This is a genomic window from Streptomyces canus (assembly GCF_001514145.1).
GTDB lineage: Bacteria > Actinomycetota > Actinomycetes > Streptomycetales > Streptomycetaceae > Streptomyces > Streptomyces canus.
On record NZ_KQ948656.1, the window covers coordinates 329,704 to 354,045 of the forward strand.

Genomic DNA, 24,342 nt, shown 5'->3' on the forward strand with positions numbered 1-24,342 from the left:
TCCTCAGCTGGACGGCAGGGCCGTCAGGACCTTGCGGACGTCGACGAAAGTCGATCCGGGCTTGGCCCACTCGATCTTCCCGTCGCGGATGGTCAGTTCGGTGGCGGTGGTGTTGTGGATGCGGTTGAGGCCCTTGATCGGCAGGGCCGTGGACGCCTTCCAGCTCAGCGGCGGGGTCAGTCCGCCGGTGCTGATGCCCGGGGCGGTGTCGAGTTCCTGCACCAGGGCCTTCGCCGTGATCGTCGGGAGCTTCTTGGCGGCCTCGGTGAAGACCTTGAAGGCCACCCAGGTCGTCTCGTTGGCGCCGTTGCTGGTGTCGATGTCCTTGTCGCCGTCGGTGGCTGCGAGGAAGTCCTTCCAGGCGGCGTCGGAGGTGGGCGGGAAGTAGCCGGTGATCGCGGCGCCCTCCAGCGGGCCGCCGGCTCCGCCGGTGCTCTCGGCGAGTTGCGGGGTCAGGTTGCCGACGACGCTGCCGAGCTTGGTCTTGGCGCCCGACTGCACGTACGACTTCACGAACAGGCCCGAGGCGGTGCCCATGATGACGCTCACGCAGTCACTGCCCTTGGTCGCGGCGGCGACCTGCGGGGCGAGGTCGGTGGCGGTGAGCGGCACCTTGATGTCCTTGGGTGCCGGCGCTCCGGCGGAGACCGCGCCGACGGTGAGGAACTGCGAGACGACGGCGGCGGCGGCCACGTCGTAGCGCACGCCGGAGATCTTCTTGCAGCCGTTCTCCACCAGTTGCCGCCCGTGGGCCGCGAAGATCACCGGGGTGCCGCCGTTGACCGGGAACGACAGCGGGTTGGAGAACTCCGCCGCCGAGACTCCGGTACCGCCGAGGTACGGGATGCCTGCCTTCTGCAGGATGGGCATGTAGCGATCACCGGCGAGGCTGTAGGAACCCACCACCGCGACCACCTTCTCGGCGACCGCCTGCTGGGCGCACTTCTCGGCCTCGTCGGGGTTGCCCTTCTCGTTGCAGGTGAGGACCTTCAGCGGAGCGCCCTTGATCCCGCCGTTGGCGTTGATCCACTTCTCGTACGCCTGGGCGGTGAGCCGGACTCCGGGCTGGGCGCTGCCCTGGGTGTCCTCCGGCGCCCAGACCATCACCTTGACCGGTGTGCCCTTCAAGGTGGAGGTCTCCTCCTTCGAACTGCCGGACGCCTCTCCCCCGCAGCCGGCGGCGAGCAGGACTCCGGTCACCGCGAGGGCGCTCGCTGCGGTTGTTCTGCGTCGGCGTGAGTGGTTCATGGTTCCTCCGCTGTGCTCGTCGTCGAGATGCCGAACAGCATGGGGTGCGTTTTCCAGTTAGTGAAGTACTCTCGGCACAATTATTTAAATGAATGCACTGTCTGGTCCCGCACTCTGGGAGGTTCCTCGATGGACGACGTCCTGCGTTTCGCGCTGCTGGGCCTGGGTCTGGGGGCCCTGTACGCGCTCACCGCGCACGGCATCGTGCTGGTCTACCGGGGCTCCGGCGTCCTGAACTTCGCGCACGGCGCGATCGGTATGGCCGGGGCCTATGTCCAATGGGAGCTCGCCACCCAGCACGGCGTGCCGTACTGGCCCGCCACCGCCTGCGGCGTGCTCACCTCCGCGGTGCTGGGCGTGCTGACCCACCTGTTGGTGCTCCGCCCGCTGCGCAGAGCCTCCTCGCTGGCCCGCCTGGTCGGCACCCTGGCGGTCTTCATCGTGCTCACCGCGATCGCCGTCAAGCGCTACGGCGACAGCCTGGAGCTGGTGCCGGGCAAGCTGCCCACCAAGCTGCTGACGATCGCCGGGGCGACGGTCTCCGAGGACCGCATGTGGCTGATCGGCATCGCGTTCGCCGTGACCGTGCTCCTCCACCTCCTCTACAAGCGCACCCTGTTCGGCCTGGGCACCAGCGCGGTCGCGGAGAACGAGGGCGCGGCCGCCTCGCTCGGCTGGTCCCCGGACCTGATCGCCACCGGCAACTGGGCGCTGGGATCGGCGCTCGCGGGGCTGACCGGCATCCTGATCGTGCCGGTCATCGGTCTGTCGGTGACCGGGCTGACCACCCTCCTGCTCAGCGCCCTGGCAGCCGCCCTGGTCGGCAAATTCTCGTCGTTCCCCGTCACGCTGGCGGGTGGCCTGGTCATCGGCGTCGTGCAGTCCGAACTGACCCGCTTCGGCTCCGACGTCACCGGGCTCGCCGCCTCGGTTCCCTTCCTGTTCATCGCCCTGGTGCTGGTCGCACGCGGCCGGGCGCTGCCGCTGCGCGGCACGTTCCTGGACCGGCTGCCCGGACTGGGCTCCGGGAAGGTCCGTCCCCTGCCGTTGGCGCTGGCCGTCGTGGCCGGGCTGTCGCTGGTGAGCCTGGCGACGCCACTGTGGGCCGACGCGATCACCACCACCCTGGTGCTGTCACTGATCATCCTGTCGATCGTCGTGGTCACCGGGTACGCGGGACAGGTCTCTCTCGCGGCCTACGCCCTGGCCGGGACCGGCGCCTTCCTCGCCGGACACGCGGCGGCCGACTGGGGCTGGCCGTTCGAACTCGCCCTGCTGGCAGGCGTGTTGGGTACCGTGCCGATCGGCTTGCTCTTCGCGCTCCCGGCGGTCCGCACCCGCGGCGTCAATCTCGCGATCATCACGCTCGGCCTCGGCACCACGCTGGAGGCGATGGTCTTCCAGAACACCGATCTGTCGACGACCCCCGGCAGCGACGGCATCGCGGTGGGCAAGCAGACACTCTTCGGGATCAGCATCTCCGGCGTCGACCATCCGCAGCGGTACGCCGCCGTGGTGCTCGTGCTGTTCGTCGCCACCACGCTCGTGGTCGCCAACGTGCGGCGCAGCCGCACCGGCCGCCGGCTGATCGCCGTACGGGCGAACGAGCGGGCAGCCGCCGCCCTCGGCATCGACGTCCGCGCCGCCAAGCTCTACGCCTTCGGCCTGTCCGCGGCCATCGCCGCGCTCGCCGGAGTGCTCACCGGCTTCCGCTCGACCTCGGTCGTCCTGTCCGACTTCGCGAGCTTCGGCTCCATCACCGCGCTCGGCCTCGCGGTCATCGGCGGTGTCGGTTACCTCGTCGGTCCCCTGTTCGGCGCGACCTTCGCCGCGGGCACGGTGGGCGCCCGGTTCGGGGACCTCGTACTGCCCGGGCTCAGCGAGTGGATGCCGCTGATCGGCGGAATCATCCTGGTGCTGACGCTGGTGGGCAACCAGGACGGCATCGGCAAGGGGCTCGGCACACGGGCGGCCGGGAGCCGGCGCAAGCTGCCCCCGACGCGGCCGGCGACCGTCCCGAAGGACGAGCCGTCAGCCGCCCCGGCCGTGACCCGGGCTGCCCCGGTCCCCCTCCAGGTACGGGACCTCACCGTCCGCTACGGCGGTGTCGTCGCCGTCGACGGGCTCTCCCTGGACGTCGGACCGGGCCAGGTCGTGGGGCTCATCGGTCCCAACGGCGCCGGCAAGACCTCCGCCATCGACGCGGTCACCGGCTTCACCCGGGCCGCGTCGGGCAGTGTGCGCCTCGGGGACCGGGACGCGACCCGGCTGCCGGTCCACCGGCGGGCCGCCGCCGGGCTGAGCCGATCCTTCCAGTCACTGGAGCTGTTCGAGGACATGACCGTCCTGGACAACCTGTACGCGGCCTGCGACCGCCCCGGCCGGTGGGCGTACCTCACGGACCTGATCCGTCCCGGCAGCCGCCCCCTCCCTGCCCATGTGCTCGTCGCGGTACGGGAGTTCGGTCTCCAGGACAGCCTGGACCGCCCGGTGGACGACCTGTCGTACGGGGAGCGCCGGCTGCTCGCCATCGCGCGCGCGGTGGCGGCCTCGCCGTCCGTGCTGCTCCTCGACGAACCGGCGGCGGGCCTGTCGGACGACGAGACCCGGGAACTGGCCCACCTGGTACGGCGACTCGCCGAGGACTGGGGCATGGGCGTGCTGCTCGTCGAGCACGACGTCGACATGGTGATGAGCGTCTGCGACCAGGTCGTCGTCCTGGACTTCGGCCGCCGGATCTGCGCCGGCACCCCCGAGGAGGTACGGCGCGATCCGGCGGTCCGGGCGGCCTACCTGGGCGACCTGACGCCGGACGAGGCGGCGGACGAAGCCGCGGACGAGGACACCGTGAGCGCCTGAAGCGCAGGGGGCGCGGTCAGCAGCAGGCCGCGGCGTCGTCGGTGTGGCAGTGCGCGCTCTCACTCGGCGGCAGGTCCAGGGCCGGATTGCCGTCGAAGAAGCCGCTCGGCTTGAGCATGAAGCCGATGGTGCTGACCGGCATCACCGGCCAGTCCTCCGGGCGGACGACGTGGTGGGCGCCGAAGGTGTACCAGACCACCACGTCGGTGTCCTCCAGCGGACGGTCGGCGGCGGCATAGGCGGGCAGTCCCTCCCCGCCCGGGTGCTGGTTGGGGTAGTCACCGGCGGCGTAGCGCTCGGCGGGATCGTAGGCGGTCACCCAGAGATGGCTCGCGGTGAATCCGGCGCGGGGGGCGAACAGCGCCTCCGGCGGGTACATCGGCACGGTGTTGCCTCCCGGCATCAGCGTGTACCCCACCGGTTCGCCGAGCCCGGAGAGCTTCTGAGGGTTCTCGATCCTCCAGTACCGCGCCTTCAGCGGATCGATCTGCCGCTGGGCCGCCGACTCGTGTGCCAGGACGTTCCGCCGGGTCTCCCAGGCGTTGTTGTGCGGATTCTCCGGCCCCGGCGGGTGGCCACCGAGTCGATCTCGACCACGGTGTTCTCCGGGCCGTCGACGCTCATGTCGAGCCGTACGCAGAAGAAGTGCTGGTGGTGCGGCCCGTACAGGCCGGGCGCCACGAGCGTGCCGTGCCGGGGCTTCTCGCCGGGGGGCAGCGCGCCGGTGGAGATGACGCCGGTGAGCTTGACCTCGTACTCGATGGTGCCGTCGTTGTAGAGGTACCAGAAGTAGCCGTACTCGTAGTTGCCGACCGTGGCGATCATGGAGATGACCAGCCGTCGCCGGCGCCGCACCTGTACGGCGCCGGTGCGGAAGTCGGTGTGCTTCCAGGCGATTCCGGCGTCCTCCTCGTGCATGCACACCGCGTTGGGGATGGTGACCGGGGCGCCGTCCTGGTCGTTCACCACCCCGTCGAAGTACTGGATGTGCCCGACGCAGTCGCAGCCCAGGGTGAGGGAGTTGGCGAGCCATCCGACGCCGTACTCGCCCTGGTCGAAGACGTTCTTGAAGCGGTGGGTCGGCGCCGGGTCGCCGTAGGGGACGTACATCTCCGACAGGGAGGCGCGGTAGAGCACGGGGCGCAGTGTGCCCCGGTCGTCGTAGCCCACCTGGTGCAGTACCAGGCCCTCACGGGGCGTGAAGCCGATCCGCAGGCGCCACTTCTGCCAGCGCACCTCGTGTCCCTCGACCGAGAAGCTGGGCCCCTCCGGCTGGGTGATCTCGATGGGCCGCACGTCGTCGCGGTACGCCGGGAAGGCCGGGACGTTGTCCGGCTCGAACTGGAATTCCGGTTCGTAGTTCCCGGGCCGGGGCGGGAACGGTACGACGCCGTGGTCCTCGACCTCGACGACCCTGCGCTCGTCCAGGTCCACGACCACCACGAGGCCCTCGACGGGGCGCGCGTAGCCGTGCTCGCCGGGCGCGGAGCGGACCCAGGTGAGCGGGCGGGCGATGCGCCGGGCCGTCGGGGCGTCCTGGGACCCGGTCCAGCTCGCCGCCCAGGGGTCGACCATCGTCAGGGAGAAGTCCTCGACACCGCGGCGGCGCATCGCCTCCTGCCACCGGGGATCGGCGCGCACGATGTCCTCGCACGCGTTGAACTCCTCGTCCATGATCGGGGGTTGAACGCCCTCGATGTGCTGCCAGGACACCACCTCGCGGGCGGTGAGCGACACCACCGCCTCGTAGGTGCGCCGCTCCCCGCGCTCGTACAGCAGGACGAACGCCTCGCGCGGCAGCGGGGGTTCACCGGGCTGCCACGCGAGGACGGCCGGCTTGGGCGGCTCGTGCAGCGTCACGAAGACGAAGCGCGCGGTCTCGGTGAGTCCTCTGGCCTCGCGGAGGAGTCCGGCGGCCGCCGCGATCTCCGGGGCCGACAGCGGCTCGAGGGGATGCGCGGGACGTGCGGGGCCGATGGCCTCGGCAGGGTCACCGACGGCGGTGGTCGTGGTCATGAGACGGCCACGGCCGGATCGCCCGCGGCGTCTTCCACGTCGGGGTCGGCGAGCGCGAAGTGTCCGAGGGCCGCGTACTTCTCGGGGCTGCGCGAGCGCAGTACGACGGCGATGACGACACCGGCCAGGAACATGGCGAGCACGATCCACGGCAGGTAGGTGATGAACGGGACGTCCTCGGCGCCCGCCAGCACGCTGCGGTTGTCGATCAGCAGATAGCAGGCGCCGATCATCGCCGCGCCGCCGAGGACCGGAGCGACGAGCGTGGCGAACCAGTGGAAGCCGTCACGTGCGGTGGTGAGGAAGTAGCGGATGATCGCCGCCGAGGCCAGGGCCTGCACGCCCAGGATGCCCAGCACGCCGAGCAGCGGCGACCAGGTCCCGAGCTTCAGCAGGGCTCCTTCGGCGCTGGAGTCGTAGATGACGAACGCCAGCACGTACAGGCCCACCGCGGCGCTCACGGTCATCGCCGCGACGATCGGGCTGTGCCGGCGCGAGGTGCGGGCCAGGACGGGCGGCAGGACGCCTTCCCGGCCGAGCGAGAACAGATAGCGCGCACCGGTGTTGTAGAAGGCCATGGCGCAGGCGAAGGAGCTGGTGATCGCGAGCACTTCCATGGCCGTGGTGAGCGGAGAGCCGACGTACCGGTCGGACAGCGGGTAGAAGGCGGAGGCGAACTTGCCCGCGAACTGGTCCTTCACCGCCTGCACGGACTCCGGCAGGCCCCATCCGGTGACGTAGACGTAGGACACGAACATGTAGAACACGCCGAGGCCGATCACCGATCCGTAGGTCGCGCGCGACGCGATCTTGTGCGGGTCGCGGGACTCCTCGGCGTAGTTGGGAGCCATCTCGAAGCCGACCCAGGACCAGAAGGCGGCGAAGAGGGCCACGCCGGCGGCCGCCGAGCCGAAGACATTGGTCGCGTCGTCGTTGCCGAACAGCTCGCCGGGGTTGAGGGGGGCGGCAGAGAGGCCGTGGGCCCCGCCGTCGATCATGACGCCGATCCCCAGTACCAGCAGGACCAGTACCTCCGACACGAGCAGGACGCCGAGGACCTTGGCGGTCAGCTCGATGTGGAACCAGGCGAGCAGGCTCATCACCGCCAGCCCGCCGAACATGTACACCGCGACCGGGACGGACACTCCGGTCCACTCCTCCACGCTGGTGGCGGCGAAGTAGCCCATCACGCCGATGACGGCGGCGGAGAAGACGATGTAGCACAGGGCGATGAGTACGCCGGAGCCCACACCCGTGACGCGGCCGAGGCCGCGGCTGATGAACGTGTAGAACCCGCCGGTGGACGTCACCCGGCGGCTCATCGCGATGTAGCCGACGGAGAAGACCGTCAGGGCCACGGTGGCCAGCAGGAACGCGGCGGGCGCCGCGTAGCCCCCGCCCATCACGGCCACGGGCACGTTGAACAGCATGGCGGTCATCGGTGCCGCACCGGTCACGATGCAGAACAGCACGGACGGCAGTCCGAGGGCGGCGGAGTCCAGCCGGCCGTGCTGGGATTCGGAGGTGGCTCGGGGCTCGGCGGGCGGGCGGGTGGAGACGGGCACATCGGTCACGGCGGCCTCGCGGGGATCAGAAGCGGAACCATCACACCTGGTGCCCGGACCGTAGGAAAGGTTCATTTCTCTGCAATTGCCACCCGGTAAAAACGCCGCCCCGTCCGATGAGGGACAGGAATCAGCCAGGTCCTCACCCGGAGCGCAAGTCCGCCACATACGGCGCGTGGGCCAACAGCCCGCCGTCCACGCGCAGGGTGTGCCCGGTGACGAACGCCGACTCGTCCGAGGCGAGGAAGACGACCGCCGACGCGACGTCCTCCGGGCAGCCCAGGCGCGGGGTGAGGTGGTGGCGCAGCATCGCCTCCCGGATCGCCCCGTGCGCCGAACCGGAGCTGGCCGGCGTGACGATGAACCCGGGTGCGATGGCGTTGCAGCGCACGCCCTGCTTGCCGTACTGGGTGGCGACGTACTGGGTGAGGTTGATGAGCGCGGCCTTCGAGGCGCCGTACGCCGGATTGCGCAGGTCGCCCGAAAGCCCGGACCCGGACGAGGTGTTGATGATGGAGCCGCCGCCGCGGGAGATCATGTGCGGGACGGCGGCCTGGATGGCGACCATGGTCCCGCGCAGGTTGATGCGCATCGTGTCGTCCCAGACCGCCGGGTCGGCCTCCACGACGGCGAGGTCCTGACGGGCGGCCAGGTGGGTGGCCGCCGCGTTGTTGTGCAGGACGTCGAGACCTCCGTACGTCTCGACCGCCGCGGCCACCATGGCCCGCACGCTCTCGATGTCGCCGAGGTCGACCGGGACCGCCGTCGCGGAGCCGCCGGCGGCGCGGATCTCCTCCGTCACCGCCTTGGCGCCGTCGAGGTTCAGGTCGGCGACCACCGTGTGTGCGCCCTCGGCCGCGACGCGACGCGCGGTGGCGGCGCCGATGCCCGACGCGGCCCCGGTGACGACGGCGATCTTGTCTTCGAGTCGCCCCATGGTCGAAACACCTTCCCTATGCGGTGAGTTGACTGCCGACGACCGACACGAACGAGACACACTCGCCGGGTCCGCCGCCGAGGTTGTGGGTCAGCGCGAGCGAGCGTCCCTCGGCCACGGACTTCACCGTCCGTTCGGCCGGTGCCTCGCCGCGCAGTTGCAGCCAGGCCTCGAACATCATGCGCAGGCCGGAGGCGCCGATGGGGTGGCCGAAGGCCTTCAGGCCGCCGTCCGGGTTGACCGGCAGTGAGCCGTCCAGGTCGAACGCCCCGCTGGTGACGTCCTTCCAGCCCTGACCGCGCTCGGCGAAGCCCAGGTCCTCCATCAGCACCAACTCGGTGGGCGTGAAGCAGTCGTGGACCTCGGCGAGGGCGAGTTCGGCGCGCGGGTCGGTGATGCCCGCCTGCCGGTAGGCCTCCTGTGCGGAGGCGACGACCTCGGGGAAGGTGGTGAAGTCGTACTCCGGGTCGAGGAGCCCGTCCGCCGGGCCGGCGACGAAGGACAGTGCCTTCACGAAGATCGGCTTGTCGGTGTACTTGTAGGCGTCCTCGGCGCGTACGACGATCGCCGCCGCCGAACCGTCCGAGACGCCCGAGCAGTCGAACACGCCGAGCATGCCCGCGACGATCGGGGCCGACCGGATGCGCTCCAGCGGCACTTCCTTGCGAAACTGCGCACGGGGGTTGCGGGCCCCGTTGACGTGGTTCTTCCAGGCGATGCGGGTGATGACGTCCTTCATGTCCTCCTCCGCCAGGCCGTACTTGGCGGCGTACGCGGGGGCCAGGAGGGAGAAGTTCGCCGGGGCGGTGATCTCCCCGCGGCTGTCGTCGCCCGCGCCCGGGATGACGGTGCCGGACAGCCCGGACATGCCGGAGTCCTTGAGCTTCTCCACGCCGACGGCCATCGCCACGTCGTACGCCCCGGAGGCGACGGCGTAACAGGCGTTGCGCAGCGCCTCCGAGCCGGTCGCGCACATGTTCTCGACGCGGGTGACCGGCTTGTTGGGCAGGTGGAGCGCCCGGCTCAGGGTCAGCCCGGACACACCGGACGCCTGGGTGCCGAACCAGTACGCGTCGATGTCGTCGAGGGTGATGCCGGCCGAGGTGACCGCCTCGCCGACGGCATCGATCAGCAGGTCGTCCGCCGAGCGGGTCCAGTGCTCGCCGAAGGGCGTGCAGCCCATGCCGACGATCGCGACCCGGTCCCGTATTCCGTGCGAGCCCATCAGTGTGTCCCCTCGGTCTCGCCCGTGCGCACCGGCCGGGCCTTCCAGAAGTAGTTGTGGACGCCGGACGCCGTGACCGTGCGCCGGAACGTCATCTCCACCCGGGCCCCGATGACGGCGTCCGCCTCGGTGGCGTCGGTCAGCTGGCAGCGGAACCGGCCGCCGCCGTCGTAGTCGACGACCACGACGAGCATCGGCGGACTCGGCGTTGCCGCCAGGCGGTCGACGGTGAACGTGGCGACCGTGCCGCGCACATGCGCCATCGGCTCGTCGGTCATGGCGTCGACGCTCCGGCAGGAGGTGCACACCCGGTCCGGCGGCAGATGCCGGGTGGCGCACTTCTCGCAACGGGAGGCGACGAAGCCGTACTTCCATCCGGTGCGCCGGTGTGCGGGCGGGGCATAGGGCGGCTCGGGGTCCGGCCGGCGGGGTGGTTCGCGGTCGAGGAGACCGCGCCAGGACAGATACGTGGCGTACGGCATCGGGGCGCTGCCCTGGGCGATCTGCGCGGCGACCGGGCGGGCCGCCCGGTGCGCGGGGAGCGCGTCGGTGGTGCGCAGCAGGAGGACTCCGGCGCCGTCGCCGAGCACCAGCAGGGCGATGAGCTCGCCGGGCCGGGCCCGGTCGAGGACGTCGGCGAGGAGCAGTCCGGGCTGGGCGGTGCCGGCGTTGCCGATCGCTCCGGCCAGGTCCGGGGTCACCGCCTCGGGCCGGACCCCGGCTGTGCGCCGGACCGCCGCACACGCGCGCGTGTGCAGGCCCGCGACCACGAAGTGGTCGATCGAGCCGATGTCGACCGCCGCATGGTCGAGGGCCGCGGTGAGCGCCTTGTCCGCGAGGGACACGTAGATCTCCTCGGCGAAGCGCTCCTCCCAGACCCGGGAGACGGGCGTGCCCGGCAGCCGCCAGCGGTCGAGGATCTCGTCGCTGACCGTGTCGTGGGCGAGCAGCTCCGCGATGACCGGGGCCCCGTTGCGGTGTCCGCCGAAGACGAACGCCGCCGCGCCGTCGCCGCCCGCGACCTCGTCGCTGCCGCCGGGCAGGCCGGTGCGCAGGTCGGACAGGACCGTGAGGGTCGGGACAGGGGACCGGGCGGCCGTGACCAGGGCGCCGAGGCCGGAGCGCACGGAGCCGGCCATGTCGGCGGCGAGCACGTGCCGGTCGAGACCGAGCGCGGCGTGGACGGCGGTGGCGTTGGTCTTGTCGAGGTAGGCGGGTGCGGCGGTGGCGAGGAAGAGCTGGCTGACGCGGGAGCGCAGGCCGTCGCGGTCCAGGGCGCCGCGGGCCGCCTCGACGGCCATGGACGTGGTGTCCTCGTCGTAGCCCGCGACCGCGCGGGTTCCCTTGCCTCCCTTGCCGCCCAGGGCGGCTGCGACATCCGTCCTCGCGAGGCGGTGGTACGGCACGTAGGCGCCGTATGCGATCAGTCCGGCCATGTCAGCGTCCTCCATGAGCGTGGGTTGCGTCGGTCGGCCGTTCGAAGACCGCGGCCAGGCCCTGGCCCCCGCCGAGGCACATGGTCTCCAGGCCGTAGCGGGCCTGACGGCGGTCCAGTTCGCGCAGCAGGGTGGCGAGGATGCGGCCGCCGGTGGCGCCGACGGGGTGGCCCAGCGAGATGCCGGAGCCGTTGACGTTGAACCGCTCGAAGTCGGTCTCGGTCAGGCCCCATTCACGCGTGCAGGCCAGGACCTGGGCGGCGAAGGCCTCGTTGAGTTCGATCAGGTCGATGTCGGCGAGCTTCAGCCCGGCTCGCTCCAGGGCCCGCGCGGTGGCGGGTACGGGGCCGATGCCCATCGTCTCGGGTGGTACGCCCACGACGGCCCAGGAGACCAGGCGGCCGAGCGGGCGCAGGCCGAGTTCGGCGGCGCGCTCGGGGTGGGTCACGACGCACAGCGCGGCGCCGTCGTTCTGGCCGCTGGCGTTGCCGGCCGTGACGGTCGCCTCGGGGTCCTGGCGGCCTAGCACGGGGCGCAGCGACGCGAGCTTCTCCAACGACGAGCCGGGGCGCGGGTGTTCGTCGGTGTCGACGACCGTCTCACCCTTGCGGCTGCGTACGGTGACCGGCACGATCTCGTCGGTGAACCGGCCCTCCCGCTGGGCCGCGACGGCCTTCTCGTGCGAGCGCAGGGCGAGTTGGTCCTGCTCCTCGCGGGGAACGGCGTACTCGCGGCGCAGGTTCTCGGCGGTCTCCAGCATGCCGCCCGGGACAGGGTGGTTGGCGCCCCCGGAGGTGACCCGGCCGCGGGCCAGGCGGTCGTGCAGGGTGGTGCCCGCCCCGCGTACCCCCCAGCGGACGTCGGTGGTGTAGAACTCGGCCTGGCTCATGGACTCGACGCCCCCGGCCAGCACGAGGTCGCTCGCACCGGTCTGCACCTGCATGGCCGCGGTGATGATCGCCTGCAGTCCGGAGCCGCAGCGCCGGTCGATCTGCAGTCCCGGCACCTCCACGGGCAGACCGGCGTCCAGCGCGGCCACGCGGCCGATGGCCGGGGCCTCGCCGTTGGGATAGCACTGGCCCAGCAGGACGTCGTCCACGGCCGCGGGCGGTATGCCGGTGCGTTCCAGTACGGCGCGTACGACCGTGGCGGCGAGTTCGGCCGCCGTCACGTCGCGGAAGACGCCGCCGTAGCCGCCGACGGGGGTACGCAGGGGTTCGCAGATCACCGCGTCACGCAGGAGGGCGGGCATCAGCACTTGCCTTTCATGAGGGGTCACATGTACCGGCCGCCGGTCACCTCGACCACGGCTCCGGTGACGTAGCTCGCCAGGCCGGAGGCGAGGAAGAGGACGACCTGGGCGACCTCGGCGGGCTCTCCGGCACGTCCCATGGGGATCTCCGCGAGCTTCGCGTCCCAGGCGGCCGGAGGCATCGCCTCGGTCATGGCGGTGCGGATCAGGCCGGGCTGGACGGCGTTGACGCGGATCCCGGCCCGGGCGAGTTCCTTGGCGGAGGCCTTGGTGAGACCGACGAGTCCGGCCTTGGCCGCGCTGTAGTTGGTCTGGCCGAAGTTGCCGACCTTGCCGGCGATGGAGGAGATGTTGACGATGCTGCCGCCCTGTCCGTGCGCGCGCATCGCCTCCGCGGCGTACCGGGTGCCGTTCCACGCGCCGGTCAGGTGCACGTCGACGACGGCGCGGAAGTCGGCGAGAGCCATCTTGCGCAGGGTCGCGTCCCGGGTGATCCCGGCGTTGTTGACCATGACGCCGACCGGTCCGAAGCTGTCGGCGCAGTGGGCGACGAGGGCGGCGACCTCGTCCTCGTCGGTGACGTCACAGCGCAGCGAGGTGGCCGCCACGCCCTTCTTGGCGAGGCGTTCGGCGGCTTCCGCCGCCGCGTCCTCGTTGATGTCGCCGAGGACGACGGACGCCCCCTCGGCGCCGAGGACTCCGGCGATCTCGAAGCCGATGCCCTGTGCGCCGCCGGTGATCACCGCGTTGCGGCCGTCCAGCAGTCCCATGTCAGCCCGCCCTGGCTCGACGCTATTCCTCTCAAATAGATAACCTATTATGCTGAAACAATCAATACAGCGACGGAGCTGTGCGCACGGGACCGGACGAGGAGAGTACGCAGGTGGACATCAGCTATCCCCCCGAGACCGAGGCGTTCCGCACCGAGGTCAGGGCATTCCTCGCCGAGACACTGCCGCCGGGCTGGAAGGGCATCGGCGCCCTCGACGAGGAGGCGGCCTGGGCCTTCGCCCGGGACTGGCGCCGTCTGCTGGCCGAGCGCCGCCACCTCTCGCTGACCTGGCCCGAACAGTACGGCGGCCGGGGACTGACCAAGCTCCACCAGGTGGTGCTGATGGAGGAACTCGCGCTGGCCGGTGTACCGTTCGGGCTGCCGCAGGACACCTTCGGCGTGAAGATGCTGGCCAACACGCTGCTGCGCTGGGGCACGGACGAGCAGAAGGCCCACTTCCTCCCCCGCATCCTCAGCGGCGAGGACACCTGGTGCCAGGGGTACTCGGAACCGGACGCGGGCTCCGACCTCGCCTCCCTGCGGACGCGCGCGGTGCGCGACGGCGAGGAGTGGGTGATCGACGGCCAGAAGGTGTGGACCTCCGGCGCCCACCACAGCGACTGGATCTTCGTCCTGGCCCGTACGAACCCGGACGCCTCCAGACACCGCGGCATCTCCTTCCTGCTCGTCCCCCTCGACCAGCCCGGCGTCGAGGTGCGGCCCTTCCGCATGATGAGCGGACAGCTGCACTTCAACGAGGTCTTCTTCAACGGCGCCCGCACCCGCGCCGATCTCGTCGTGGGCGGCGTCGACAACGGCTGGACCGTCGCCCAGAGCCTGCTCGGCGTGGAGCGCGGGGAGGAGGCGGCGACCAACCCGATCCTCTTCAAGGCGGAGGTGGAACGCCTCGTCGAGCTGGCGCGGCTGTACGGCAAGGACCAGGACCCGGTGATCCGGCAGCGCATCGCCTGGTGCTGGTCCAAGGTCGAGATCATGCGCTATCTCGGCTACCGGATCCTCACCGGCTGGCTCAAGGGCACCGAGCCCGGCCCCGAGTCGTCCATCGCCAAGCTGTACTGGAGCGAGTACCACACCAAGGTCACCGACCTCGCGATGGACATCATGGGCCTGCACGGCCAGGTGCCGGTCGGCCGCCCGCCCCTGCGCACCTACCGGACCGACGACCCCGGCGCCGCGAACTCCTCGGCGTCCTGGTCGACGACCTACCTGATCGCCCGCTCCGGCACCATCTACGCGGGGACCTCGCAGGTGCAGCGGAACATCCTCGCGGAGAAGGTGCTGGGGCTGCCGCGCGAGCCGAGGGCAGCGGCGGGCTAGAACCCGGCCGGGGAAGTGCTTGGGAGCCGGGGCAAGCGGAGCGTGGTGGGCCGGATCATCATGCCCATTGGGCCCCCGGCCGCAGTGGGACTATCGTCGGGATCCTGGGGCCAGACGATGGAGGACGGCCGTGATGCCGCAGGACGAGGCCGTGATCGGCTGCACGGGGAAGCTGCTCATCGGAACCCGCGGATCCGCGGGCCCCGGCGAGATCCTCGTGCGGGTCAGAGGCGGCTCGGAGACCTTCCTCGCCTGGTCCGAGGATCCCCTGCCCACCGGAGCGACCGTGCTCGTGATCGAGTCGCGTGGATGCCGCGCGGTCGGCGTCATCGAGTGGGCGGATCCATTGGACGCGCTCGCGGTGAACCCGCCGGCGCCGGCTGAGGAGTAACCATGTTCGGATACCGGGTTCCCGCTCCCGACGAGGCGATGCTGATCTCGGGGGGACGGCGGGGACTGGGGGGCGCGCCGTTCCGAGTGGTGACGGGGCACGGCAAGTTCGTGCTCCCGATCTTCCGCAAGACCCGTTTCCTCACCCTGTCGATGTGCGAGTCCGAGGTGACCGAGACCTGTGTGACCAGGCAGGGCATCGCGTTGCACGTCCGCGCGGTCATCGCCTTCAAGGTCGGCAACGACCACGAGAGCATCATCAACGCGGGCCAGCGGTTCCTCTCCGACCAGGACCAGATGTCGGTGCTGACGGGCCGGATCTTCGCCGGTCACCTGCGGGCCATCATCGGCTCGATGACGGTCGAGGAGATCGTCACCGAGCGGCAGAAGCTCGCCGCGGAGGTCCTGGACACCTCGAAGACCGAGATGGCGAAGATCGGCCTGATCGTGGACTCGCTGCAGATCCAGTCGATCGACGACGGCGACACCGGCTACATCGACGCGATGTCCGCCCCGCACAAGGCGGCCATCCAGCGGCAGGCCCAGATCGCCCAGGCCCAGGCCACCCAGGCCTCGGTCGAGGCGGAGCAGGTCGCGGCCCGCAACCAGGCCGAGTACGCCCGGCAGACCGCCGTGGTCAAGGCGGAGTACTCGGCCGAGGTGGACCGCGCCCAGGCGAGGGCCGCGCAGGCAGGGCCGCTGGCGCAGGCCCACGCCCAGCAGGAGGTCCTGGACGCCCAGACGGAGCTGGCCCTGCGCCAGGCCAAGCTGCGCCAGCAGCAACTGGTGGCGGAGATCGTGAAGCCCGCCGAGGCCGAGGCCGAGCGCATCAGGGTGCTCGCCGCCGCCGAGGCACAGCGGATGAAGATCCAGGCGGAGGCCGCGGCCTCCTACGACCGGGTCGCGCTCGACCGGATGCTGATCGACCAGCTCCCGCAGATCGTGAAGGAGGCCGCGGGCGGCCTCGCAGGCGCCAATGTAAACGTCCTCAACGGTGCCGACGGGCTCGGCGAGATCGCCGCCGGTCTGGTGTCCCAGGGCCTGACGATCCTCGACTCGGTCCGGCAGAACCTGAACGGCCAGGACGCCTCCGACGGCCGCCGTCCGCCGGAGAGCAGCGGCAATGCCAGCGGCAACGGCCTGCTCCAGTTGCACTCGCGCAAGGACGGCAAGGGGGACGACGGCCCGGTCGATGTCGACTGAGCGGGTTCCCTTGACCAGAAGCCCCTAGCGGGGCCTGGGCAGGATGCGCCCTTGCAGGCCCCAGGCGGGGTCGATGGGGACGCCGAGACGGTCCAGGACGGTCGGGGCCAGGTCGACGAGGCGCGGGGTGTCGAGCAGGGTGCCGCCGGGCACGCCGGGTTCGGCGAGGATGACGAAGACCTCTCGCTCGGCACGGGTGTCGCCGCCGTGGCCTCCGGTGTCGAGGTGGCCGTGGTCCGTGGTGACGAGCACGGTCCAGTGCTCGTCGGCGCGGCGTGGCTGGGAGCGCCGGGCGGCGATCACGTCCAACAGCCGCCCGAGGTGGGCGTCCTGGGAGCGGAGGGCGTGGTCGTAGGCGGGGCTGAGGGGGCCCGTGGCATGGCCGGCTTCGTCGGCGGCGCCGAAGTACACGAACACGGCGTCCGGGTCGCCGTCCGTGAGCCATTGTGCGGCGGTGTCGGCGACGAGGCGGTCCGCGGCTCCGTAGCCCTCTGCCTCGCCGTCGTGGAGTACCCGCCTGTGGATGGCGGGGCCGAGGGTGCCGCGGTCGATCAGTTCGGGCCACGACACCACGGCCGCGGTGCGCAGACCCGGCCGGGCGGTGACGGCGCGGCTGAGGAAGTCGGGGTAGCGGGAGTAGTCGGCGCCGATGAAGTCGTTGCCGGTCACGCCGTGGCGGTCGGGCCACACCCCGGTCAGCACGCTCGACCAGCCGGGTCCGGAGTCGGTGTAGGCCATGCTGGTCGACGGCCCGTCCTCCGCCTGCCCGTCCACCTCGCCGTAGGGCAGCAGACTGGTGCCGTGCGAGCCAGCGGCAATCATGCCGTGCAACACGGGCGCCTTGAACGGCGAGCGTGTGAGCCGGTCGAAGCGCACCCCGTCCAGGCCCACCACGAGCACCTTGCCGCGCTTCACGCCGTCCGCCGTCCCCTCCTCAGCGTGCTCACCGGGCCCCGGCTGCCCCGGCGGATCGACATCCGTCATTTCTCACCTCTCTCGATGCCTCGACGGCTCAGCTGCCCTGCACAGCCCCTTCCGTCGCCCCCGCGATGAAGCCTCGGGCGAAGATCGAGAAGACGACGAGCATCGGGACGGAGGCCATGAGCACACCTGCCATCACCATGCTGTAGTCGGTGTTGTGGGCGACGTTGAGCTGGGCGAGCGCCACCTGAAGGGTGACGTGGCCGGGCTTGGTGAGCACGACGAGCGGCCAGATGTAGTCGTTCCAGGCGTTGACGAAGGCGTAGATGGCGAGGAACGACAACCCCGGCTTGATCATGGGCAGCGTGATGTTCCAGTACTGGCGGAAGAACCCGGCGCCGTCGATGCGCGCGGCGTCGAGGAGTTCGTCGGGCACGCCGCTCTGGATGTACTGGCGCAGCCAGAAGATGCCGAAGGCGTTGGCGAGGGAGGGCGGGACGAGTGCGCTGAGCGTGCCGACCCAGCCGATCTTGGAGACGAGGATGAACTGCGGAAGGATACCCAGCTGCAACGGCAGCATCATGAACCCCAGCAGCGCGGCGAAGAGCACCCTGCGTCCGGGGAAGTCGAACTTGGCGAAGGCGAAGGCGGCCAGGGAGTCGACGAACAGCACCAGGAGGGTGGTGACGGACGCGACGACGATGGTGTTGAGCATCGACCCGAAGAAGTCGATGGTCTTGAGCATGTGCCGGATGTTCTCCAGCAGATGGGAGCCGAAGGTCAGCTTCGGCGGGCTCTTGTAGATGTCCTGGGTGGTGTTGGTCGCCATGATGATCGTCCACACGAACGGGAAGACCGAGATCAGGACGGCCAGGATGAGGAAGACGTGGGCGCTCAGGCCCCTGGGGCGCCGGGACCGCCTCGTGCCCACCTGACCCGGCGTCGTACCCGCTGCTGTCATGTCTTCCTCCCTCGTTGCACGATGCGCCAGTTGATGAGCACCAGCACGATGATCAGTACGAAGAAGGCCCACACGATGGCCGCGCCGTAGCCGTAGTCGTTGTTGACGAAGGCCGACTGGTAGAAGTACAGCAGCGTGGTCAGGCCCGCCTGGCCGGGGCCGCCGAGGCTGGGGTTGGCGGCCTCGCTGGCGAAGAGGATCTGGGGTTCGCTGAAGCTCTGCAGGCCGTTGATGGTCGAGATGATGACGGTGAACAGAATGATGGGCCGCATGATCGGCATGGTGATCTGGAGGAAGGTGCGGACGGGGCCGGCGCCGTCCAGCTTGGCCGCCTCGTAGATCTCCTTCGGGATGGTCTGGAGCCCGGCGAGGTAGATGATCATGTTGTAGCCGGTCCACATCCAGGTCATCAGCAGCGCGATGACCAGTTTGATCAGCCACGGGTTGCTCAGCCACGGGACGGGCGAGATGCCGACCGTGCCCAGGATCGCGTTGACCAGGCCGAAGTTGTTGCTGAAGACCGCGCCGAAGAAGATCGCCACAGCGACGATCGAGGTGACGTTCGGCACGTAGAGGGCGATGCGGTAGAAGCCCTTGAACCGGCGCACCGAATGCAGCAGCGTCGCCAGCACCAGGGCACCGACGAGGGTGGGCACGGTGGAGAGCACCCAGATCACCAGGGTGTTGCGGATCGACAGCCAGAAGACGGGGTCCTTCCACAGGAACCGGAACTCCTGCAGCCCCACGAAGTGCATGTCGCCGATGCCGTCCCAGCGTTGGAAGGCCAGATACAGCGAGTAGAGGACCGGGAAGAACGAGAAGGCGAGGAAGACCAGGTAGAAGGGCGAGATCGCCAGGTACTGCCGCCAGTGGGACAGCACCCCGCGACGCCTGACCCGTACGGCGCCCGGGGGCGGGGTGCGCCGCGGGCGGAACCGGGTCGGGCCCGGCCCGCCGCGATGCCTGGGCACCGCGGCGGGTCCGGTGACCGGAGGCGAGGACATGTCAGCTCACTCCCTGCCGCTGGCCGATCTGCTTGGCCTGGCTGACCGCGTCCTTCCAGGCGTCGTCGGGCTTCTTGCCCTTGGCCTCGATGTTGGTCAACTCGGTCAGGTAGGGGGCCATGACGGCGGCGTCGGCGGGCGCCTCGTAGCTGGCCGGGATGGCCTCGGCGGCCGGGCCGAAGACCTCGATGATCTTCTGCCCGCCGAAGAAGGCGTCCGGGCCCGTCATGGCCGGCATCGCGTAAGCGGCCGGACAGGCCGGGAAGATGGCGGCGTCGGTGAAGCCTCGGGCGTCGTTGGCCGGGTTGAGGATCCAGCTGATGATCTTGAATGCCTCTTCGGGGTTGCGGCACTGCTTGGGCAGGGCCAGGTAGGAGCCGCCCTGGTTGGCCGGACCTCCGGGGTTCGGGCTGACATGCCATTTGCCCTTGGTGTTGGGGGCGGCCTGCTCGATGTCCAACGCGTGCCAGGCCGCGCCGAGTTCGGTGGTGAGGGTGCCCTTGCTGAGGGCGGCGTTGTGGGTGTTGTCGTTGATCTTTCCGTCGAGGCCGAGCTGGTAGGGGCGGACGGAGAGATCCCAGGCGGCGCGTATGTGGTCCTGGTCGCCGATGAAGTGGTTGTTCTCGTCGATGAACCGCTTGGTGCCCTGACCGACCGCGATGTTGAACACCGAGCCGAGGTTGTTGATCAGGTAGGTGCCGGGCAACGCCTTCTTCAGTTCGGCGCCGAGCGCGTAGTAGTCGTCCCAGGTCTTGGTCTCGGCCGCGACCTTGGCGGGGTCGGAGGGCAGCCCGGCCTTGTCGAACAGGTCCGCGCGGTAGTAGAGCGCGGTGGGCCCGATGTCGATCGGGAAACCGATCTGCTTGCCGTCGGTGGTCTGGGCGAGCTTGGTCTTCCAGTCCAGGTACTGGGAGGAGAGCTTCTTGAAGCCCAGGTCGTTCAGGTCCAGGAAGCGGCTGCCGTTGGGCAGGAAGGAGGCGATGTCCTCCCCCTTGATGCCGGTGATGTCGGGCACGGCCGCGCCCGCAGCGAGGGTGGTGGTGAGCTTCTGCTTGAAGTCGCCGCCGATGGAGTTGGTGGTCAGCTTGACCTGGCCGCTGAAGTGCGTCTTGGCTTCGGCGACCACCTTGTCGCTGAGCGCGCCTCCCCAGTACCAAAGGGTCAGGTCCTTGTCGTCCTTGCTGCCGCTCGATCCTGAACTGCCGCCGCACGCTGCGGTGGCGCCGGCCGCGGCGGCCGTCAGGGCGGCGGCCTGAAGGAATCGTCTGCGGGAAAGATCCACGATCTTCTCCTAGTTCTGGGCGGGGTCTGCGCATCGGCCATAACCGGTATGTCCGACAGGACCTGTGAGTCGTGAGCCGTGGAGGGGTGTGACGGGAGGGCCGGGTGGCTGAAGAGCATCGGCGTGGTGGGAACCCTTCAGCCACCCGGGGCGTGTGAGCTGGTCCTCTCAGACGGTGCCGACGCGTCCATGGCGGCGGGATACGCCGTTCATCCGCTTCGGCCGACCGGAGTGGGGTCCGGACCTCGCTTGAATTACGCAAGAGAGTGCACCCGATGCGCGACTTTGACAAGGGTCAAGCGAGTATCGAGACATTCATGCGTGACTTTGCTTGAGTTTGAAGAGTTCGCGAGTATGGTCAGCGGCATGCTCGCTGACCGAAGACACCAGCTGATCCTTCGCGCCCTGCGCGCGGACGGCCCCCTCTCGGTGGTCGCCCTGGCCGAGAAGGTCGGGGCGAGTCAGGCCACGATCCGTCGGGACCTCGTACAACTGGAGGACGAGGGACTGCTCAAACGGGTCTACGGCGGTGCCGCCCCCGTGATGGGCGAGGACGACCCGTTCGCCGACGTCGCCGGCGTCCGTGTGGAGGCGAAGGACGCGCTGGCCGTCTGGTGCGCGGACCTCGTCAGGGACGGCGAGACCGTGCTGCTCGACATCGGCACCACGGCCCATCGGGTGGCCCGCCATCTGCACGGCCGGTCGCTGACCGTGATCACCAGCAACCTCGCCGTCTACGAGGAGCTCCAGGACGACAAGGACGTCCAGTTGATCCTGCTGGGCGGCGTGGTCCGCCGTGACTACCGCTCGCTGGTCGGCTTCCTCACCGAGGACAACCTGCGGCAGGTCCACGCCGACCGGTTGTTCCTCGGCACCAGCGGGGTCCGCCCCGACGGTCAGGTGCTGGACACCACCGCCGTCGAGGTACCCGTCAAGCGGGCGATGATCGCCGCCAGCGCCCAGGTGGTCCTGCTGGCGGACGCGGCCAAGTTCCCCGGCACCGGAATGGCCCGGGTGTGCGGTCCTGAGGAACTCGACGTCGTGGTGACCAACGCCCCGGTGGACGAGAAGACCGGTAGCCGTCTGCGTGAGGCGGGAGTCGAGGTGGTCGAGGTATGAGACTGACGATCCTGGGGGGCGGCGGCTTCCGCGTCCCGCTGGTCTACCGGGCACTGCTCGGCGACCGCGGCGAGGGACGGGTCACCGAGGTGACCCTGTACGACCTGGACGCCTCCCGGCTGACGACCATCGGCAAAGTCCTGGCCGACCAGGCGGTCGGGCACCCGGACGCCCCCGGAGTCACGCTGACCACCGACCTGGACGAGGCGGTCACGGGGGCCGATTTCGTGTTCTCGGCGATCCGGGTCGGCGGGCTCGCCGGCCGCGCGGCGGACGAGCGGATCGCCCTGGAGGAAGGGGTGCTGGGCCAGGAGACCGTCGGCGCGGGCGGCATCTCCTACGGGCTGCGCACCATCCCGGTCGCGCTTGAGATCGCCCGTCGTATCGCCGCCCTGGCGCCAGATGCCTGGGTCATCAACTTCACCAACCCCGCGGGCATGGTCACCGAGGCCATGACCGCTCTCCTCGGCGACCGCGTGATCGGGATCTGCGACTCCCCGGTGGGTCTCGGCCGCCGGGTGGCCGGGGCGCTCGGCGTCGACCCGGCGCGCACCAGCCTGGACTACGTGGGTCTGAACCACCTGGGCTGGCTGTGCGGCCTGTACGCCGACGGCCGGGACCTGCTGCCGTCCCTGTTCGAGAACGAGGCGGCCCTGACCTCCTTCGAGGAGGGCAAGCTCTTCGGCGCCGACCTGCTGCGCACGCTGGGCGCGCTGCCCAACGAGTACCTGCACTACTACTACTTCCACCGCGAGTCGGTCGGCACCGCGCGGGCCGCCGAGCACACCCGCGGCGCCTTCCTCCACACGCAGCAGCAGCGCTTCTACGACTCGCTGGACACCCCGGGCGGCGGCCCGACCGCGCCCCGGGCCGCCTGGAACGCCTGGGACGCCACCCGGCTGGAGCGCGAGACCACCTACATGGCGGAGAACCGCGACGCCGTCGGCATGGGCGAACGGGACTCCTGCGACCTGGAATCCGGCGGGTACGAGCAGGTGGCCCTCGCCCTCATGCGCGCCATCGCCCGGGACGAGCGCACCACGCTCATCCTCAACGTCCGGGGCCGCGGCCGGATCCCCGCCCTGGACGACGACGCCGTCATCGAGGTCCCCTGCCACGTGGACGCCAACGGCGCACGCCCCATCGCCGGCGCTCCGTTGCCCGACCACGGCCAGGGTCTGGTGTGCGCCGTCAAGGCGGTCGAACGCGCGGTGATCCACGCCGCCACGACCGCGGAGCGGGCCCACGCGGTCAAGGCGCTGACCATCCACCCGCTGATCGACTCGTACACCGTCGCCAAACGCCTGCTGGACGCGTACCAGCGGCACTTTCCCGAGCTCGCGTACCTGGGGCGCTAGTCAGCCGACGGGAGCGGCGATGATGTGCGCGCATTCCCCGGCCCAGGCTGCTCGAAGGTCCTGAGCGGCGGCACCGGACGCGGGCCGGTGCCCGGGACCCAACCCGCGTCCAGCTTGCGCAGGCCCACGCCGTCCGGCGCCCAGATGTGGCAGCTGTTCAGGACACCGGCCGTGGAGCGCGGGCCCTGGGACTGCTCGCCGGCGTACCGCAGGCCCGCGTTCGCCGAGATGGCCGCCTGCACCACCGCGGGGCCCAGCACACGGGCCAGCTCGTGGAGGTGCGAGCAGCCGGACACTCCACGGAACCGCTCCTGGATGGCCCGGTTGTACCCGGCGGCGACACTGAGCCCGGTCAGGCCGTCGAACACCGGGGTGATCAACGGACACTCGGCGTGCGGGAAGGTCCGCATGTCCGCGTCGGCGTGCACGATGACCATGTCGGCCAGACGTACGCGCACGGCGAGCACCATCCGGTGGACGACGTCGGCCGACGGCTCCGCCCAGGGGCGCACGTCGCTCAGTTCCGCCTCGACCGAGATCTCGTCGCCGCCCTCCGCGTACGCGGTGACGGTGATCGTGCGGCGGTGCAGCGGGAGTTCGGAGCGTGTCATGACGACGCCTCCTGCGGGAGCGCCGGTGCCACGGCCGGGGTCTCCCCCAGCCCCGCGAACTCCGGGGGCCTGCGCTCGATGAAGCTGCGCACGCCCTCGCGGTAGTCCGGGGCGCGTTTCGCCGTGGCCAGCAGGGCGGCCGCGTGGTCGCGGCTCTCGGTGAAGGTCCTCGCCTGGTCGTCGGCGAGCTGCCGCTTGATGAGGGACATCGCGTACGGGCTGGCCGAGCGGGCCAGTTCGGTCGCGTACGCGAGGGCCGCCGGGAGCAGCTCCGCCGGCTCGACCAGGCGGTTGACCAGCCCCATGGCCAGGGCCTCCGTCCCGGTGATCCGGCGCGAGGACAGCAGCAGGTCGGCGGCGTTGCCGTGGCCGATCAGCCGCGGCAGGATCCAGGACACGCCGTCCTCGGCCACCAGCCCGCGGGCGCTGAAGGCGGCGGCGAACTTGGCGTGCGGTACGGCGAACCGGACGTCGCACATGAGTGCCTGGTTGAACCCGATGCCGGCGCAGGCGCCGTTGACGGCCGCCACCACGGGCTTCGGGAAGGACATGGGCCGGGTGCGCGGGGGCAGCTGGTCCGTCGGCCAGGGGCGGGCGCCCGACGAGGCGGCGTCCAGGACGCTCATGTCCATTCCCGGGCAGAAGCTGCGCCCGGCGCCGGTGAGCACGACGGCCCGCACCTGCGGATCGTGCTCCGCCCGGTCGAACAGTTCGTTGTAGAGCAGCTCCATCTCGAGCGTCCAGGCATTGTGCCGCTCGGGCCGGTTCAGGGTCAGCAGCATGACCCCGTCGTCGCTGAGATCGGTGAGGATCTCCGGGGCCGGGTTCTCGGTCATCGAGGTCAC

The 24,342-nt window shown here is 70.5% G+C and carries 19 protein-coding genes and 1 pseudogene; 6 read left to right on the forward strand and 14 right to left on the reverse strand.

Annotation, left to right across the window (positions count from 1 at the left end):
* Window positions 1–3: 3 nt before the first annotated feature.
* The gene (locus tag AQJ46_RS01395) at window positions 4–1,248 is read right to left on the reverse strand and encodes an ABC transporter substrate-binding protein (protein ID WP_059203796.1); all 1,245 of its coding nucleotides are present in this window, start codon (window positions 1,246–1,248) and stop codon (window positions 4–6) included.
* 129 nt (window positions 1,249–1,377) lie between these two features.
* Between AQJ46_RS01395 and AQJ46_RS01400 the strand changes: the two genes are divergently transcribed.
* A complete protein-coding gene (locus AQJ46_RS01400; protein WP_059203797.1) occupies window positions 1,378–4,107 on the forward strand; it encodes an ABC transporter permease subunit in 2,730 nt (909 codons plus the stop codon).
* Window positions 4,108–4,123: 16 nt separating this feature from the next.
* Here the strand turns inward: AQJ46_RS01400 and AQJ46_RS01405 are convergent.
* The 7 genes and pseudogenes from AQJ46_RS01405 to fabG form a co-directional block, all read right to left on the reverse strand.
* Window positions 4,124–6,123: pseudogene (locus AQJ46_RS01405) on the reverse strand (primary-amine oxidase).
* On the reverse strand, window positions 6,120–7,697 hold the full coding sequence (locus AQJ46_RS01410; protein WP_059203798.1) for an APC family permease: 1,578 nt from the start codon (window positions 7,695–7,697) through the stop codon (window positions 6,120–6,122). Before AQJ46_RS01410 ends, AQJ46_RS01405 begins: the two are co-directional and overlap by 4 nt.
* Before the next feature lie 133 nt (window positions 7,698–7,830).
* A complete protein-coding gene (locus tag AQJ46_RS01415; protein WP_059203799.1) occupies window positions 7,831–8,625 on the reverse strand; it encodes an SDR family NAD(P)-dependent oxidoreductase in 795 nt (264 codons plus the stop codon).
* Window positions 8,626–8,641: 16 nt separating this feature from the next.
* On the reverse strand, window positions 8,642–9,850 hold the full coding sequence (locus AQJ46_RS01420) for an acetyl-CoA acetyltransferase (RefSeq protein WP_059203800.1): 1,209 nt from the start codon (window positions 9,848–9,850) through the stop codon (window positions 8,642–8,644).
* Window positions 9,850–11,286 carry an OB-fold domain-containing protein gene (locus tag AQJ46_RS01425; protein WP_059203801.1) on the reverse strand — a complete coding sequence of 479 codons (1,437 nt, stop codon included), beginning with the start codon at window positions 11,284–11,286 and terminating at the stop codon, window positions 9,850–9,852. The genes AQJ46_RS01420 and AQJ46_RS01425 overlap by 1 nt, the downstream gene beginning before the upstream one ends.
* A 1-nt stretch (window position 11,287) precedes the next feature.
* Window positions 11,288–12,538 carry an acetyl-CoA C-acetyltransferase gene (locus tag AQJ46_RS01430; RefSeq protein ID WP_208616854.1) on the reverse strand — a complete coding sequence of 417 codons (1,251 nt, stop codon included), beginning with the start codon at window positions 12,536–12,538 and terminating at the stop codon, window positions 11,288–11,290.
* A 23-nt stretch (window positions 12,539–12,561) separates the two neighbouring features.
* Entirely contained in the window at window positions 12,562–13,308 is a 747-nt protein-coding gene (fabG, locus tag AQJ46_RS01435) for a 3-oxoacyl-ACP reductase FabG (RefSeq protein ID WP_059203802.1), read from the reverse strand.
* A 113-nt stretch (window positions 13,309–13,421) separates the two neighbouring features.
* Here fabG and AQJ46_RS01440 point away from each other — a divergent pair, with 113 nt between their 5' ends.
* From AQJ46_RS01440 to AQJ46_RS01450, 3 genes are all read left to right on the forward strand, one after another.
* Complete coding sequence (locus tag AQJ46_RS01440; RefSeq protein ID WP_059204373.1) at window positions 13,422–14,648, forward strand: acyl-CoA dehydrogenase family protein; 1,227 nt, start codon at window positions 13,422–13,424, stop codon at window positions 14,646–14,648.
* A 133-nt stretch (window positions 14,649–14,781) separates the two neighbouring features.
* Entirely contained in the window at window positions 14,782–15,039 is a 258-nt protein-coding gene (locus tag AQJ46_RS01445; RefSeq protein ID WP_057612745.1) for a hypothetical protein, read from the forward strand.
* A 2-nt stretch (window positions 15,040–15,041) separates the two neighbouring features.
* The gene (locus tag AQJ46_RS01450) at window positions 15,042–16,241 is read left to right on the forward strand and encodes an SPFH domain-containing protein (protein WP_059203803.1); all 1,200 of its coding nucleotides are present in this window, start codon (window positions 15,042–15,044) and stop codon (window positions 16,239–16,241) included.
* A gap of 24 nt (window positions 16,242–16,265) precedes the next feature.
* Here the strand turns inward: AQJ46_RS01450 and AQJ46_RS01455 are convergent, their stop codons facing one another.
* From AQJ46_RS01455 to AQJ46_RS01470, 4 genes are all read right to left on the reverse strand, one after another.
* Complete coding sequence (locus AQJ46_RS01455; RefSeq protein WP_079072068.1) at window positions 16,266–17,225, reverse strand: alkaline phosphatase family protein; 960 nt, start codon at window positions 17,223–17,225, stop codon at window positions 16,266–16,268.
* Between the two features lie 28 nt (window positions 17,226–17,253).
* Complete coding sequence (locus AQJ46_RS01460; RefSeq protein WP_059203804.1) at window positions 17,254–18,123, reverse strand: carbohydrate ABC transporter permease; 870 nt, start codon at window positions 18,121–18,123, stop codon at window positions 17,254–17,256.
* Window positions 18,120–19,004 (reverse strand): carbohydrate ABC transporter permease, encoded by an 885-nt coding sequence (locus AQJ46_RS01465; protein WP_059204375.1) that lies wholly within the window; start codon window positions 19,002–19,004, stop codon window positions 18,120–18,122. Before AQJ46_RS01465 ends, AQJ46_RS01460 begins: the two co-directional genes overlap by 4 nt.
* A gap of 124 nt (window positions 19,005–19,128) precedes the next feature.
* Window positions 19,129–20,409 carry an extracellular solute-binding protein gene (locus AQJ46_RS01470; protein ID WP_059203805.1) on the reverse strand — a complete coding sequence of 427 codons (1,281 nt, stop codon included), beginning with the start codon at window positions 20,407–20,409 and terminating at the stop codon, window positions 19,129–19,131.
* 189 nt (window positions 20,410–20,598) lie between these two features.
* Between AQJ46_RS01470 and AQJ46_RS01475 the strand changes: the two genes are divergently transcribed.
* Both AQJ46_RS01475 and AQJ46_RS01480 read left to right on the forward strand, forming a co-directional pair.
* Window positions 20,599–21,528, forward strand: coding sequence for a DeoR/GlpR family DNA-binding transcription regulator (locus AQJ46_RS01475; protein WP_455681655.1), 930 nt, complete (start codon window positions 20,599–20,601; stop codon window positions 21,526–21,528).
* A complete protein-coding gene (locus AQJ46_RS01480; RefSeq protein ID WP_059203806.1) occupies window positions 21,525–22,886 on the forward strand; it encodes a 6-phospho-beta-glucosidase in 1,362 nt (453 codons plus the stop codon). Before AQJ46_RS01475 ends, AQJ46_RS01480 begins: the two co-directional genes overlap by 4 nt.
* Here the strand turns inward: AQJ46_RS01480 and AQJ46_RS01485 are convergent.
* Both AQJ46_RS01485 and AQJ46_RS01490 read right to left on the reverse strand, forming a co-directional pair.
* Window positions 22,883–23,497, reverse strand: a complete 615-nt coding sequence (locus tag AQJ46_RS01485) for a DUF2889 domain-containing protein (protein ID WP_059203807.1) — start codon at window positions 23,495–23,497, stop codon at window positions 22,883–22,885. The genes AQJ46_RS01480 and AQJ46_RS01485 overlap by 4 nt on opposite strands.
* Window positions 23,494–24,333 carry an enoyl-CoA hydratase-related protein gene (locus AQJ46_RS01490; RefSeq protein ID WP_059203808.1) on the reverse strand — a complete coding sequence of 280 codons (840 nt, stop codon included), beginning with the start codon at window positions 24,331–24,333 and terminating at the stop codon, window positions 23,494–23,496. Before AQJ46_RS01490 ends, AQJ46_RS01485 begins: the two co-directional genes overlap by 4 nt.
* Window positions 24,334–24,342 lie beyond the last annotated feature (9 nt).